We start from the raw sequence: 14480 nt of genomic DNA, 5'->3' as shown, positions 1-14480 counted from the left end.
ACTATCTATCACCTGATAAATATTAGTATAATTTAGAATTGTAAAACCAGTATTAAATGCACGTAAATTATTTGTGTTTATATTTTATTAGTTGTTTTTAAGTTGTTTTCCAAAAAGACTGTCTTTCAATGCCTTGCAGCAGACGTTCAATGTCGGGCCCATGAATATCGCCAATGTTGCCGATTCGGAACGTAGCCGCAGCTGTTATTTTGCCTGGGTAGATAACAAACCCCTCTTGTTTAATGCGTGCGTAAAACTCATCAAAGGAAAACACAGGCGAATCCGGAAACAAGAAGGAAGTAATGATCGGCGACTGCAGCTCAGTCGGAAGTAAGGGCTGCAGCCCCATCCGCTGCATGCCGGCAACCAACGTTTGTTGGTTACGGGTGAATCTTTCGAATCTGCGCGCAACGCCGCCTTCTTCCTCCAGCTCTTGGAGCGCTTGATCAAATGCCCGAACGGTATGCGTTGGCGATGTATAACGCCATTTGCCATTACCTTGCTCCATAGTCTCCCACTGATCATAGAGATCTAATGATAAGGAACGTGCTACTCCTTTACATTTGAGCAGTGATTCTTTACGCGCAATGATAAAACCAAAACCAGGCACGCCTTGAATGCATTTATTGGCGCTGCTGATTAAATAATCGATGTCCAGTTCCGCGATATCCATCGGGATACCGCCAAAAGAGCTCATCGCATCAAGAATCAGCGTTTTGCCGTATTGCTTGGCAATGCGAGCAACATCAGCGATCGGATTCATCATCCCTGTCGTTGTTTCCACATGAACAACCGCCACGTGCGTGATCGACGAATCCACCTTCAGCACTTCCTCCAGCTGCTTAATATTCACCGGCTTCGTTTCCCCCGCATCCAGAACGATCGAGTAGATGCCTAGGACTTCCGCTATTTGGGCAATTCGTTTGCCATAAGCTCCGTTAGCCAAAACTAGCAGCTTACCGTCTTTGGGAATCACAGATCCAATGACTGATTCAACACTGAACGTTCCGCTTCCCTGCATCAGCACGGTTGTGTAATCATCCGGTTTGCTCGAAGCCATTGTCACTAATCGGCTGCGAATCGACTGGACGAGTTGATTATAATCTTGGTCCCATGTGCACCAATCGCGCAGCATCGCTGCTTTTACTTTTTTACTCGTCGACAGAGGGCCTGGTGTAAGCAATAAATAAGGGTTATCCGGCAATTGATTCATCGTTGTTGTCATGGACGTTCACCTCTTTGAAGTTTTTGATTAATAACCGGAATAAGCTGATCCAGCTCGCCAATGGTTTGGATGACATAATGAGCGCCTTCTTCTTGGAACTTAGCCGTGACTGCTTCTACTCGCGCTTTTAGAATTTCAGGATCACAAGCTTCCACTTCCGCTTCACTCATGCCCAGTTCACTGCTTCCTAGTACCACACCAATTGTCCAAGTGCCGGCGTTGACGCCTTCCCTTATATCGCTGACCGTATCGCCCACCTTCATTACGTTGTACATGGGATACACGTTCAGAGCAGCTGCGTTCTCGTAGATCATCCAAGGATATGGACGTCCTGCGGGCACATCATTCGGCGTAACCAAGTGGTCCGGCGCATATCCGCGCTTTTTCGCTTCGACCGTGACGATCGCCATCATCTCAGCCGTGTACCCCGTTGTGGAACCGATTCGAATGCCGTTTTGACGTAAACGTTCTACGAGCGCAAGCGCACCAGGGACCGGTTCAGCATATTCATGGACTACAGCTAGCATCATCGGTTCAAAATCTGCATAAAGTGCGTCAACGTCCGTTTCCTGCGGCAATTGCCCGTAGCGTTCAAGCCATAAGCCGGCGACACGTTCCATTTTTAAAATTTCGCTGATATGATCGCGTTTGAGAAGTCCCATCGGCGCTCTCGCTTCTGATAAGGTGATAGCAATCTCTCTTTTTTGGAAGACCTCCATAAATACGTTAAGGGGAGCAAAACATCCATAGTCCACTATCGTCCCCGCCCAATCAAAAACAACCGCCTGTATCATTGAAACCCTCCTGTAGGACTGTTTTACTTGTTATTTGAGCACCTTTTGTTGGTTTTGGTTGCGTCTATAGGTACATAATAAACTGCATTTGTAATCGTAGCGTTAAACGCGTGTAAAATATGTGTTTTTAATTTGATTTAATTTGATTTCATTGCTTCGACATCATCTTACTCAAAATCAATCCTTCAGTTTTCTGTTGACTTCCTTGTTATTATGTTGGAAATTAAGGGTAGGACACTGGGAGGGATCATAGAAATGAAGCCGATCAAAGCGATTATTTTCGATTTGGATAATACGTTATTGTGGGATGAAAGAAGCATCCAGGAAGCATTTGAGGCAACTTGCGAGGCAGCGGCAGCTTCCGTGAACGTAAATCCGTCCGAATTAGAGCACGAGGTGCGCGCATTATCCGAACGTTTATTTGAGGAAATGGCCTGTTATGACTATGCTAAAATGATTGAAGTCACCCATTTGGAAGCGCTGTGGGGAAGATTTGACGCGAAAGAGCATCCTGCCTTTCTGGAACTGGGCCAATTAGCGCCAGAGTATCAAAAAAGCGCGTGGACGCAGGGCCTGCTCCAACTAGGCGTTAACGATCCGGAGTTAGGTGCAACGCTTGCGCTGAGGTTCGCTAAGGAGCGTCGGGAGCGTCCGTTGGTGTATGAGACCACTTTCGAAGTATTGAAGGCTTTAAGGCCGAAGTATCAGCTGCTTTTGTTAACGAATGGCGCGCCTGACCTGCAGCAGGAGAAGGTAGATAGTATTCCGGGGCTGGCGGATTACTTTGATCATATCTTGATTTCCGGTACCTTTGGCCGCGGGAAGCCTGATCCGTCTATTTTTGAGCACGCTTTGGAGCTGCTCGGTGTCACGGCGGAAGAAGCACTTATGGTCGGTGATAATCTCGATACCGATATCAAAGGTGCTTTAGCGATAGGCATGCGAAATGTTTGGATCAATCATCATCAGCGGACGGCGCCGCCGCACAACTTGCCGAGCCATGAAATTGCTGCACTAGTGGAGCTGCTAGATATCGTGCAGCCATGAAAAAGGACTTTCCCAACAAGGTCTAATGTGACCTTATTGGGAAAGTCCTTCTTATATGCCTGCCGATGATTCATACCTCGGACAGATTTAATTCCTTGCTGTTGCTAAGCCCATCATACAGCGCCTGCTGTCTGAGCACTTTATAAAGCTCAGCCTTGGTCGAGTGATCATACGGCATGACGAACAGAACGCCGATGCCAAGTGCCAGGAAACCTAGGATATACCATCCAAGGAAAGAAAGGTCCAGGACGAACATTTTCCATTTATGCCCGTTCGTCATCCGATTGCTAAGCTCAACCGCCCTTTTCGTGCCAATCCCCGGATTGTCTCCCAGAAGAAAGGGCACCATGCTGTAGGCATAACCTTTTACAATTCCCGGAATGATCAGCAGCAAAAACCACAGAAAGTTGAGAAAGTTTTTCCAGAGCATTGCCTTAACAATAGCTAAATACCTGCCTTTTTGAAACGAGTAGACCAGGTAATTCATATTCACATCTTCAGAGGCAGCCTGTTTAAAATATTGCATAACGCTTACTTCGAAAGGCGCTGTAACAAAAACATGAAACGCAATGGATGCAAGGATAAGGAAAATAAATAACAAGATCGCGCCAACAACGACGGCAACAAATACCGGGCTGTTATAAAAATCGGTCCAACTGTCGTGACTGCCGGTCAAGGGAAATTTGACCGAAGTCCCACCGTTCGAATTGAAGGAACAGCTCGACACCCCTCCGCTCAGCACAGCTAGCAGCAGGCTTACGAGAAAAGCCTTCCAGTAGGACGTTCGCAAGACTTGCTTGGCTCGTCCCTTTAGTTCACTTCGCGTCCAGTCCAAGAAATCACCATCCAATTTCCACATATTTACTAACTATCCTACAACAGAATGTCCAAAAGTAGAACCCTACCTGACAACGAAAAAGGCACCCGCAGGCGCCTTCTCATCCTCAAAGAATTTTATATTCCGGTTTCACCTTCGTGAAATGCGGGTTTTTCCCTGTGACCATGAGGCCCATGCCCCAGTCAAAATGCGTATTCTCCGTCGGGAAATCGCTCGGATCACGATACTGGAACAACACATTCCGTCTTGTTCTAGAACTCCGATTCGATTCCGAGCCATGAATCGTCAAGTAGTTAAAGAACAGCACATCGCCGGCTTCAGCCACACAAGGCGTGCCTTCTTTGACGGGATACTCTTTATGGTTCAAGTAATGCTGACCCACGTGCGGAATGCTGCCTGAGCGGTGCGAACCCGGAATCACTCGCAGGCAGCCGTTCTCCTCATCCGCATAATCCAAATGCACGCTTGCAGCAAGCATCGTATGTTTCTCATGCGGAAAGTAAGGGTGATCCTGATGCATAGGGAAGGCAGCACCATTTTCCGGAGGCTTCACGAGCATTTTGGAATGATGCAGCTGAACGTTAGGTCCAATGATTTGCTGCAGCACAGCCGCCATATTAGGATGAATCACAGCGCGCATAAACGCAGCATCGTGATAGTGCACGTCGTGGAAGCCTTTTAAAACCAGCTTCTTCAGCTCTTCCGGTGGAAGGAAATCCCCCCTCCATTGATCATTACGGTCTGCTTTGGCCTCAGCGGCGCGAATAATAATTTCTTCTACAGCTTGCCTCATTTCCTCTACTTCTTGCTGATTGAATACCCCTTTAACAAGCAAATACCCATTTTCTTTATAAAATTCTACATCCTCACGAGTAATCACTATTCATTCCTCCATCATTGAAGTTGATTATAAACCGCTTTCTTATCTATAATTATAAGGAATGAAAGAGAGAACTGTCTTTTTCTGCAAAGGACAGCTTTTTGCAAAATAAGGACATGAAGGATGATGCATGTGTACATGTGCAAAGAAACCAGATCCCTGCTGAACGAGGTGGCAACCGTCATTCATGGACCTGCGGCATGCTTTAAAATTCAATATTGGGGCGTAGATCCATGCCTCTTCGATAACCAGCCCCATAAACATTCTTTCTTTGAAGTTTGCTATGTCATTGGCGGAGAAGGCGAATATACCGAAGAAGGTGTCCTCTACCCGCTGCGCGCAGGTACGCATTTTTGCTCCAGACCCGGCATCAAACATCAAATCCGCACCCAAAAAGGCCTCTTTATTATGTTCGTCGCATTCGAACTGGATGAAACACAAAGTGAAGATACGATGCGAGATGCCTTTCAGGATCTAGCTGAACATGCTGAGGTTTGTCTATATGACGGTGACCATCACCCGACGGCCCTTTTGTGGAAGTCGCTTTTGATTCGTGAGAATCATGGCAGCTTGCCTGTTGCAGCCGTTCCAACGTTAGCTTACACACTGCTCGTGTCGTTTCTCAGCTTATTCGGCAAAGAGACAGGCAAACCTATTGTCATCCGTAAAAATACAAATATCCTGCTGCAGCGGGCCAAACTGTATATCCGCGACAACCTGTCACAACCTCTTCACCTTAGCGATGTCGCCGGCTATCTCAATGTTTCCGAGCGCCATCTTTCGCGCTTATTTTCCGAGGGAATTCACGAAACCTATACGGATTTCATCCGCAGTGAGCGCATACGCCAAGCAGCCCACCTGCTGCTGACAAGTGAGCTTTCGATTAACGAAATTGCGGAGGTTACTGGCTTTTCATCCGTTCATTATTTTACTCATACGTTCAAACAAGAAAAAAAACTACCCCCCGGCAAGTTCCGCAAACAGGAACAAACCAGCGGGTAGCCTCAATGGCTATCGTACGGATCGGCTGTAAACCATCGGGTTAATGGCGGTTGCCGCCAAATCGCCGGGCTTAGCGCCAGGAAACCATGCTTTCAAATCGCTTTCGCGTGCTTTACTATCCGGCTCCGCAATACGCAGTCCGTCCGCATAGTAGATGACCGTCATCACTTTGCGCATGGCATCCGTCGGGTTCCCAGGCGCGCTGTGCAGCGTCCACCCGGCATGAAATGTTGCATCTCCGGCTTCCATAGCGCCATGGGACATCGTTTCATATCCTTTGCCTTCAATATAACCGGCTAAAGTGCGGTGGGACTCATCGGAAATCACCATTTTGTTAATGTAACCGATGCGGTGAGACTCAGAAGCAAAGGTCATGGATCCTATTTCTTCGGAAATAGGCACCAGCGGCATCCACATCGTAATCGTTTTATCTGTATCCAGCGGCCAATAGATTTGGTCTTGATGCCATGGGGTATGCCCTCCATGAGGTTCCTTATACAAAGCCTGATCATGATAAATGCGCACGCCTTCGACGCCCATCAATTCCGCTGCGATTTTGGCAAATCTTTTGGCTAATACGAACCTGCGAGCCGCTTCGCTTTTTTCCCACAAGTTAGATATTTGGATAAAAGCCTTGCCATACGTATCACGCTGTTCAACCGGTTTGTTATGATAATTCAGTTCCTTCACCAAATCAGTAATAACCGGCTCGTAAGAAGCGATTTCCGATGGGCTGGCTACCTGCCGAAGTAAAATATGTCCTTTCTGCTGGTAGCTTTGTATCTGCTGCTCCGACAAGGTATAACTGTCTTCCAAAGAGGGCAACGATTGGGTATGGCTTGTTTCTTTCATGCTCATCTCGGATCACCTCAATTTGTATAATTATAGCTTTATTATAGGGTTCAAGCTGTTCCAAATCTTTGTCAAACAAGGTTATATTATTGTCAAAAACAACTGAAGTGGAAAGGAACTTCGATGCTAAGCGATTTTCTGAAACAACATCCCATCGTGCCATTCGTTAGACAAAGCGACTTTGCCGTTCGTAAACCATGGTCTTATCCAGAGCGCAGATTGCTTGATTATTTATTGGTCTACATTCAAGAAGGCACTTGTTGTTTTCATGTTGATCATAAAAAATATACATTTAACGCAGGTCAATTTTGCCTTGTACAGCCCGGCAGCTTGCTGTCTTTGGAAGGGTTAACGAATACCGTAACGCCGTATATCCATTTTGATCTCAGTTTTAACCCTGAACGTGAGCACAGTTTTCCTACCCGCCCAGGACAAATTGATTTATCGGCTTATCAGCATCTTTTACAGCCAACCATCAAAGACTTGTACGGGGTGGAAATGCCTGTGCAGGTTGAACCGTCCAAGCCGTTAAAACTGAAAGAAACACTGCTGCAAGTTATCGAGCAAGCCGAAAAGCAGGATCCGCTCATCCAACTTAAGACGCAGCATCTGGTTACTGAGATCATTCTCTCTTTATTAGAAACCTACTATCAAGCACCATACACCGCGTCACAGTCGTTCGACTGGATTACTTCTTACTTTTCGCATCATTTAAGTGATCCTATCTCCTTAGCGGATATGGCCGCACGAGCGAATCTGTCGATCTCCCGATTCAGCATGGTGTTCAAACAGCGGTATGGCATCTCCCCTCACCAATATTTGATGAACATGCGGGTGAATCATGCCAAAGAATTGCTGACCCATACGGATCTTAGTCAGGAATCCATTGCCAGCTATTGCGGATTTGCGGATCTACATCATTTCTCCAAAACCTTTAAGAAACGAACCGGTCTAACGCCAGGAGAGCTGAAAAAAAGCAAAATCCCCTTCATTCGAGCTTAACACTCGAAAAAGGGGATTCTTTATTTCTTGGTTATTTCCTGGGAAATCGTTGAAATTAGTCGAAATAAACAGCTTTACCTGTTTTAGCGGATTCGTAGATTGCTTCTAGAATCTCAGAAACGACGCAGGCTTGCTCCGGTGTAACGACAGGATCTGTATCATTTTCAATGGCTTGAATCCAAAGGCGCATTTCCAGATCAGGCGCGCTTTCCGTTGCGCCATCATAGAAGGCAACGCCTCCGGCATTCAGTTCAACCTCTGTTGTATACAAACGGCTGTGCTTTTCGCCGTTAATGCGAAGGCCATTTTTCATGTCCGCGCCGCCTTCTGTACCGCTAAGTGTGCATTTAGCTTCATCGACTTCCAGCGTATTCAGCGCCCAACTTGATTCGAGGATAATGGTTGCTCCATTTTTCATCGTAATCATACCGAATGCAGAATCCTCGACGGTAAACTTGGATGGATCCCAAGGGCCCCATGCGTTTGCTGCGTTTTCGCGTTGGGACAATTTATGGTACGAAGTACCAAGAACAACCTTCGGCTCATAATTGTTCATCATCCACAGTGTCAAATCGAGGGCATGCGTTCCGATATCAATCAAAGGCCCTCCGCCTTGCTTCTCTTCATCAAGGAACACGCCCCATGTTGGTACCGCGCGGCGGCGGATCGCATGAGCTTTTGCGAAATAAATATCGCCTAGCTCACCTTCCGAACAAAGTTGGTGCAGGTGCTGGCTGTCGCTGCGGAAACGATTGTTGTAACCAACGGTCAATTTTTTGCCTGTGCGTTTCGCTGCTTCCACCATTCGGCGAGCATCCGCTGCTGTTTTGGCCATCGGTTTCTCGGACATTACGTGTTTGCCGGCTTCCAATGCCGCAATCGTAATCTCTGCATGCGAATCATTTGGTGTACAAACATGAACGATATCAATTGTGCTGTCTTTCAGAAGCTCACGGTAATCTTCATATACGCGAGTTTCGCCTTTTCCATACTTGTCGGCAGCTTCTTGCGCTTTTTCAGGAATGATATCGCAGAAAGCAACCATTTCTACATTTTTTAATTTGTTCAAACTTGGCATATGTTTGCCGTTGGCAATGCCTCCACAGCCGATAATCGCGATTCGATACGTTTTGGACATGATGGTCCTCCTTAGGTTTTCGTCTGAGCTCGTACTATTTATCAGTATATCAAAAACCGGCAAAAATAAAATTTCTGATCTGGCGATAATTATATCCGATTGTGTTATCTGAACCTTGCGAGAAATGAATCAAGGCAAAAAAATAAGCCCGGGTAGCTGTTTCACCAGCCCCCTAGGCTCCTTACTTTTTGATAATTGACGCCACCAGCTTATATCCGACCCCGCGAATCGAATCAATCTGCACGGATTGCTGATTCATCTCCAGCTTTTTGCGCAGCGAACTTACGTGAACATCCACGGTACGCTGTCCGCCGATATAATCAAAGCCCCAAACAATATTCATAAGATCGTCTCTCGTCACGACTACGCCTGGACGCTGTACGAGATACAGCAGTACCTCGAACTCTTTAGGTCTCAAAGGAATCGATTCGCCATTCAGAACGACTTCATATTTCTCTGGATAGATGAAGAGCTCGCCGGCCTGAATGACTTTCTCATTCGTTCCCTGCTTGTCTACCGTGACATCCTCCGACATCGTTCTGCGCAATACTGCGGATACTCGTGCCAGCAACTCCGCTACACCAAAAGGCTTCGTGATATAATCATCCGCTCCGTGCTTCAAGCCCTGGACAACCTCATCTTCTGCATTGCGGGCCGTTAAGATAATAACTGGCGTGCTATTTCCTTTTTGTCTAAGCTTAGCCAGCACCTCAAACCCATTCAAGCCCGGCAGCATAATGTCCAAAATAATTAAATCATAGGACTGCTGAAGCGCTTCTTGCAGACCATCTCCACCATGATCCACAACTTTTGTATGATACCCTTCCTGGGAAAGATTGTACGATAACAATCGAGCCAAGGTAGGCTCGTCTTCAATGACTAATATTTTTTGTGCCATGGGATCCCCCGTATTTACAGTTTATTAACATTGCACATCCATATAATAACACAATTTTGCTACGTGAATGTAAATGTTGCATTTTCGCCATATAATTTAGTGGATGACTGGCAATTCAATGGTAAATCTCGTTCCAACTCCAACCTCGCTATCCACGCGAATGGTCCCTTTATGCAGCTCTACCAAATGTTTCACAATGGATAAGCCCAGTCCTGTTCCACCTGAACTTCGCGAACGAGCTTTGTCTACCCGGTAAAAGCGTTCAAAAATACGCGGTAAATCCTTCTTCGGAATCCCCATACCCGTATCGGAAACGATTAAACGCAGACGCTCGTAATCGCCTTCGCTATTCGGATCAAGCGGCTCGATCCGCAGCTTCACTTTGCCGCCTTCCTGCGTATACGCAATACCATTGGAGAGTAGATTGATAATAATTTGGCGCAGGCGATCTTCATCCGCTTCAATATACATATCTTCATCAACCTGCAACCCCAGCTCGATATGCTTTTTCTCCGCTTCTTTTCTTAAGACGTTAAGCGATCTTTCCAGAAACTCAGGTAAATAAATCGGCGAAAAATTCATTGGAATCCGCTTGGATTCAATTTTGGACAGCTCGAGAATATCCCCAATCAACCGGTTTAACCGTTCGCTCTCATCAAAAATAATTTGCAGGAACGATACCGCCGTTTCCTTATCATTCAGCGCCCCTGCCAGCAGTGTCTCAGCGAAACCCTTGACTGCGGCAATCGGCGTCTTGAGCTCATGGGATACATTCGCAACAAATTCGCTTCTCATCCGCTCAAGCCTGCGAACAGCCGTGATGTCATGAATCACGATCAGTACCCCTGACCATTCCTCGTCTTCATGGGCAATTGGACTCAAATGAATATCCAGAATACGCTCGGCCGGATAATAGAAAATCATTTCGTCACGAATGGATTCGCGTGTCTCTATACATTCCTGAATCAGCTTCGTAAACTCAAACTGCTGCTTGGCTTCGTTATATCTTTTCCCCAATAATTCCTGGGAAGAAAAGCCCAAAATGTATTCAGCTGAAGGATTTAACAGCATAATCCGCTCTTCGCGGTCAATCATCATAATGCCGCTCAGCATATTTTCCATAACGCCTTGAAGTCTGCGCTCATTCTCCTGAATACGCGCCATTTGCTGCTGCAAGCTTTCGGACATCCGATTGATCGCCTGCCCCAGCTGCCCAACTTCATCATTGCTGTAGGCCGGAACACGAGATTCATAATTCATATTTGTGATTTGTTGGGCGACCTTCGTCATTTTCTCAATCGGGTGAGTAATCCCCTTCGCAATTCGATAGCTAACCAAACCGGCAATCACAAATAAGATCATCAAACCTACAATGAGAAAATACCACAAGCTGCGGATGGAATTATCTACTTGCACCAGGCTCAACGATATGCGTAAAAAGCCAGTTGTCACCTGTGACTCATTCTTCACTGGTATGGCGGCGTACAGCATCTTCTCTTTCAGCGTATCGCTGTATCGCGTGGCGTAGCCCACACCATTTGAAGCAGCTGCCACAATTTCCGGCCGACTTAAGTGGTTGTCCATTTGCTCTGGACTTTGATCGGAATCACCGATCACTTTGCCGTCTGCACGAACAAAGGTCAATCGTTCATTCGTTGCTGCTTTTATCCGTTTGGCTTGTTCGGAGAAATAGGATTCCAACTCAGATTCTGATCCCATTCTGCCCCAGTCTCCCGTGGCTACAAGGACATGAAGTTCGCGCTCCATATTATCCTCCAGGGACTTCACGTGAGAATCCTCAAGTACTTTTGCCATAAAAATTCCGGCAAGCAGCATGGATGAACCAATCAATACAATCAAAATAAATGTCAGTTTGGCACGGAATTTCGTCATCTGTTTATCTAGCCTCCGATAGATCAAGTCTGAATTCAAAGAGAAAAGGGCTACTCTACATAGTAACCCTTTCTCCCGTACCAAATCCAGTTATTTAATTGTAAAGATGAAAAAGTGCAAAACCAAAATACGTTTAAGCTTATTTAAAAACAGGCTCTTTCAAAGCTGACAGCTTCTCAAATGCGTTTTTCTCAACGTCGGCATGCAAGCTGTTGCCATGTGAATCCATCGTTACGATGGCTGCGAAACCTTCTGTCTCCAAATGCCACATTGCTTCTGGAATACCGAATTCCATGAAATCAACGCCTTCAACCTTCTTAAAGCATTGAGCGTAGTATTGCGCTGCACCACCAATAGCGTTCAAATAAACACCGCCATGTTCCTGCAAAGCAGCCAATGTTTTCGGACCCATTCCGCCTTTTCCGATAACCGCACGAATCCCGAACTTCTTAATGATATCGCCTTGGTAAGGCTCCTCACGAATACTTGTCGTCGGGCCGGCCGCTTTCACATGCCACTCGCCGGCTTCATCCTTGCTCATAACCGGTCCACAGTGGTAAATCGCCGCACCGTTCAAATCGAGCGGAGCATCGTGATCCATCAAATATTTGTGCAGCGCATCGCGTCCTGTATGCATCGTACCGTTAATAACGACCACGTCGCCAACTTTCAGACTGCGAATTTGCTCTTCGGAAATCGGAGTCGTCAAGACGATCTCGCGACGATCCTCTTCTTTCACATTTTTCGCAGCTTCCGCACTCGCCTCAAAAGCTTCCTGGAAGGAGACTTCGCTTCCTCTCGGATACGACCAGCCGTTAATTTCGCCAGTTTCGGGATTAAGAAGCACGCCTTGACGGCGGAACGCCCAACAGTTGTAGGCAACGGAGACGAAGAAGCTAGCTGGCAAACGGTTGGCCACGCCAACTTTACAGCCTAGCAATGTCACTTGCCCGCCGAAGCCCATTGTACCAATTCCCAGTGTATTCGCATGCTCCATTACGTACTCTTCAACTTTTCGAAGCTCAGGATGCGGGTTCACGTCATCGACATGGCGGAACAATTGATGCTTCGCGAGCTCGTAACCGCTAGTCCGATCACCGCCGATGCCAACGCCAATAAAGCCTGCGCTGCACCCTTGCCCTTGTGCTTGGTACACGGCATGCATGATGCATTTGCGGATTCCGTCAAGATCGCGCCCGGCTTTGCCTACGCCTTCCAGATCAGCTGGCAGGCTGTATTGAATATTTTTATTTTCACATCCGCCGCCCTTAAGGATCAGCTTCACTTCGACTTCATCGCGTTCCCATTGCTCAAAATGAATAACCGGAGTTCCAGGTCCCAAATTGTCGCCGGTATTGGCGCCTGTTAAGGAATCCACCGAATTCGTACGAAGCTTGCTTGCTTTGGTCGCATTAGCAACGGCTTCAAGAATCTGCTTCTTCATAATAATTTGGTTTGCCCCAACCGGACAGTGTATAATAAACGTTGGCATGCCTGTATCTTGGCAAATCGGAGAGACATTGCATTCCGCCATATGAATGTTATCGGCAATACGGGATAAGGAGAGCGCTGAGCGAGTTCCTTTGTCTTCTTTTTCGCTTGCGGCTTGTACCGCACGACGTACATCACCCGGAAGGTTTGTGGACGTTTCGACAATTAGATCGTAGACGCTTTGATAAAAATGCTGCATGACTAAAAATGGCTCCTCTCGACTTAACAAATAATAATCATTACAAACTATTATACCATATAAGGAGTACGCTGACATGTCCAAAAGAATCGGGATTACGATTCTGCTGAGTCTGATAGGGCTCACGTTTCTGCTTACGCCGCTCTCGGCCAAGCGATCTCAAGATATCTACTATCAGGATCAAGTTGCTGTCCTCATGTATCATCATATCCATGAAACTGATACAAGCTCCAGCACCATTACATCCTCGCTGTTTCAAAATCAGCTGCAGTATTTACTAAGCAAGGGCTATCATTTTATTTCCCTGAATGAATTCAAGCAATATTTGGCTGGAGCCACAGTACCTTCCAACGCTGTCCTTGTGACGTTTGATGATGGGTATCAGAGCTTTTATACCGGGGCATATCCGATTTTGAAAAGCTTGCGAGTTCCCGCTGTCAATTTTGTTATCACGCATGATTTGGCCGATCCGCTGGCATCCTATATTCCTTCGATGTCCAAGGAACAAATCAGTGAAATGACCCATGCGACGAACTTCATCGATATCGGGTGCCACACCGATAGCCTGCATAACAAGCTGCCGAGCGGCGATGCTGCGCTTGTCGGCCGCATGGATGGAGAAAACGACGACGCCTACAAGCAGCGCGTGCTGAAGGATACACAAGCTTGCGTCGGCAAGCTTGCAGGGCTTACGGATGCGCCGCTCGACGTCATGGCGTATCCATACGGCATCACGTCGCCTGCGGCGACGGAACAAATTCAGAAGGCGGGCATCCGCTACGCCTTCACGATCTCCCCCGAGATGGCGACGCGCAGCGCCGACCATCTGCTGATCCCGCGGATCAACGCGGGCAGCCCCGGCATCACGCCGGAGCTGCTGGACCGCTCGATCCAGCGCCGCATTCAGGCGCAGCCGGGCAGCGCCCCGCTGCGCGTGGACGCAGCCGCTGCCGTAGCGCAGCTCGGCGGCAGCGCAAGTGCAGAAGGCGGAGCGCTTCGTCTCCGCCTGGGGCAAGAAGCATTCACCCTGCAGGTGAATGCGGCTGAGGCCACGCGCGGTTCGGCGCGCGTGAAGCTGAAGGAGCCCGTGCTGCGCGAGCACGGGCAGGTCACGATCGCGCTCGAGGATTTGAGCGCGCTGATCGAGCTGCCGCTCGTCTACACCCCGGCCACCGGAACGGTGGCTGCGCGGGTGGTGCCGAGCGTGAAATCAAACTGAAG

The 14480-nt window shown here is 47.5% G+C and carries 13 protein-coding genes; 4 read left to right on the top strand and 9 right to left on the bottom strand.

The annotated features are described in order from the left end of the window. Positions 1 to 97: 97 nt before the first annotated feature. Positions 98 to 1204, bottom strand: a complete 1107-nt coding sequence (gene phnW / locus PCH02S_RS28195; protein ID WP_174806832.1) for a 2-aminoethylphosphonate--pyruvate transaminase — start codon at positions 1202 to 1204, stop codon at positions 98 to 100. Positions 1205 to 1221: 17 nt separating this feature from the next. After that, positions 1222 to 2019 carry a phosphonoacetaldehyde hydrolase gene (gene phnX / locus PCH02S_RS28190; RefSeq protein ID WP_127457438.1) on the bottom strand — a complete coding sequence of 266 codons (798 nt, stop codon included), beginning with the start codon at positions 2017 to 2019 and terminating at the stop codon, positions 1222 to 1224. 255 nt (positions 2020 to 2274) lie between these two features. On the opposite strand from phnX, the gene PCH02S_RS28185 reads away from it, so the two are divergent. Continuing rightward, a complete protein-coding gene (locus tag PCH02S_RS28185) occupies positions 2275 to 3066 on the top strand; it encodes an HAD family hydrolase (protein WP_127457437.1) in 792 nt (263 codons plus the stop codon). Positions 3067 to 3136: 70 nt separating this feature from the next. Here PCH02S_RS28185 and PCH02S_RS28180 read toward each other — a convergent pair whose 3' ends face one another. Both PCH02S_RS28180 and PCH02S_RS28175 read right to left on the bottom strand, forming a co-directional pair. Next, entirely contained in the window at positions 3137 to 3925 is a 789-nt protein-coding gene (locus PCH02S_RS28180) for a DUF975 family protein (RefSeq protein WP_127457436.1), read from the bottom strand. A gap of 85 nt (positions 3926 to 4010) precedes the next feature. Next, positions 4011 to 4784 carry a phytanoyl-CoA dioxygenase family protein gene (locus PCH02S_RS28175; RefSeq protein WP_127457435.1) on the bottom strand — a complete coding sequence of 258 codons (774 nt, stop codon included), beginning with the start codon at positions 4782 to 4784 and terminating at the stop codon, positions 4011 to 4013. Positions 4785 to 4922: 138 nt separating this feature from the next. On the opposite strand from PCH02S_RS28175, the gene PCH02S_RS28170 reads away from it, so the two are divergent. After that, positions 4923 to 5786: a helix-turn-helix transcriptional regulator gene (locus tag PCH02S_RS28170; RefSeq protein ID WP_164819770.1), complete on the top strand. Its 864-nt coding sequence runs from the start codon at positions 4923 to 4925 to the stop codon at positions 5784 to 5786. A gap of 9 nt (positions 5787 to 5795) precedes the next feature. Here the strand turns inward: PCH02S_RS28170 and PCH02S_RS28165 are convergent, their stop codons facing one another. Further along, positions 5796 to 6644, bottom strand: coding sequence for a phytanoyl-CoA dioxygenase family protein (locus PCH02S_RS28165; protein WP_246069286.1), 849 nt, complete (start codon positions 6642 to 6644; stop codon positions 5796 to 5798). 117 nt (positions 6645 to 6761) lie between these two features. Here PCH02S_RS28165 and PCH02S_RS28160 point away from each other — a divergent pair, with 117 nt between their 5' ends. Then, positions 6762 to 7640, top strand: a complete 879-nt coding sequence (locus PCH02S_RS28160; RefSeq protein ID WP_127457433.1) for a helix-turn-helix domain-containing protein — start codon at positions 6762 to 6764, stop codon at positions 7638 to 7640. A 55-nt stretch (positions 7641 to 7695) separates the two neighbouring features. Here PCH02S_RS28160 and PCH02S_RS28155 read toward each other — a convergent pair whose 3' ends face one another. From PCH02S_RS28155 to PCH02S_RS28140, 4 genes are all read right to left on the bottom strand, one after another. Further along, complete coding sequence (locus PCH02S_RS28155; RefSeq protein WP_127457432.1) at positions 7696 to 8778, bottom strand: Gfo/Idh/MocA family protein; 1083 nt, start codon at positions 8776 to 8778, stop codon at positions 7696 to 7698. Positions 8779 to 8959: 181 nt separating this feature from the next. Then, complete coding sequence (locus PCH02S_RS28150; protein WP_127457431.1) at positions 8960 to 9676, bottom strand: response regulator transcription factor; 717 nt, start codon at positions 9674 to 9676, stop codon at positions 8960 to 8962. 96 nt (positions 9677 to 9772) lie between these two features. Continuing rightward, complete coding sequence (gene pnpS / locus PCH02S_RS28145; RefSeq protein ID WP_127457430.1) at positions 9773 to 11569, bottom strand: two-component system histidine kinase PnpS; 1797 nt, start codon at positions 11567 to 11569, stop codon at positions 9773 to 9775. Positions 11570 to 11708: 139 nt separating this feature from the next. Further along, entirely contained in the window at positions 11709 to 13259 is a 1551-nt protein-coding gene (locus tag PCH02S_RS28140) for a fumarate hydratase (protein WP_127457429.1), read from the bottom strand. A 76-nt stretch (positions 13260 to 13335) separates the two neighbouring features. Between PCH02S_RS28140 and PCH02S_RS28135 the strand changes: the two genes are divergently transcribed. Next, on the top strand, positions 13336 to 14478 hold the full coding sequence (locus PCH02S_RS28135) for a polysaccharide deacetylase family protein (RefSeq protein ID WP_127457428.1): 1143 nt from the start codon (positions 13336 to 13338) through the stop codon (positions 14476 to 14478). The last annotated feature ends 2 nt before the right edge of the window (positions 14479 to 14480 follow it).

It is taken from the genome of Paenibacillus chondroitinus NBRC 15376 (assembly GCF_004000765.1).
In the GTDB taxonomy this organism is placed as follows: domain Bacteria; phylum Bacillota; class Bacilli; order Paenibacillales; family NBRC-103111; genus Paenibacillus_E; species Paenibacillus_E chondroitinus.
This window is presented reverse-complemented; position numbering and strand designations above follow the sequence as displayed.

What these genes read in the sequence shown, in the direction of transcription:
- phnX (WP_127457438.1), bottom strand. Translation starts at nt 2,019, where the DNA reads ATGATACAGGCGGTTGTTTTTGATTGGGCGGGGACGATAGTGGACTAT.
- PCH02S_RS28185 (WP_127457437.1), top strand. Translation starts at nt 2,275, where the DNA reads ATGAAGCCGATCAAAGCGATTATTTTCGATTTGGATAATACGTTATTG.
- PCH02S_RS28180 (WP_127457436.1), bottom strand. Translation starts at nt 3,925, where the DNA reads ATGTGGAAATTGGATGGTGATTTCTTGGACTGGACGCGAAGTGAACTA.
- PCH02S_RS28170 (WP_164819770.1), top strand. Translation starts at nt 4,923, where the DNA reads ATGTGCAAAGAAACCAGATCCCTGCTGAACGAGGTGGCAACCGTCATT.
- PCH02S_RS28165 (WP_246069286.1), bottom strand. Translation starts at nt 6,644, where the DNA reads ATGAGCATGAAAGAAACAAGCCATACCCAATCGTTGCCCTCTTTGGAA.
- PCH02S_RS28160 (WP_127457433.1), top strand. Translation starts at nt 6,762, where the DNA reads ATGCTAAGCGATTTTCTGAAACAACATCCCATCGTGCCATTCGTTAGA.
- PCH02S_RS28155 (WP_127457432.1), bottom strand. Translation starts at nt 8,778, where the DNA reads ATGTCCAAAACGTATCGAATCGCGATTATCGGCTGTGGAGGCATTGCC.
- PCH02S_RS28150 (WP_127457431.1), bottom strand. Translation starts at nt 9,676, where the DNA reads ATGGCACAAAAAATATTAGTCATTGAAGACGAGCCTACCTTGGCTCGA.
- pnpS (WP_127457430.1), bottom strand. Translation starts at nt 11,569, where the DNA reads ATGACGAAATTCCGTGCCAAACTGACATTTATTTTGATTGTATTGATT.
- PCH02S_RS28140 (WP_127457429.1), bottom strand. Translation starts at nt 13,259, where the DNA reads ATGCAGCATTTTTATCAAAGCGTCTACGATCTAATTGTCGAAACGTCC.
- PCH02S_RS28135 (WP_127457428.1), top strand. Translation starts at nt 13,336, where the DNA reads ATGTCCAAAAGAATCGGGATTACGATTCTGCTGAGTCTGATAGGGCTC.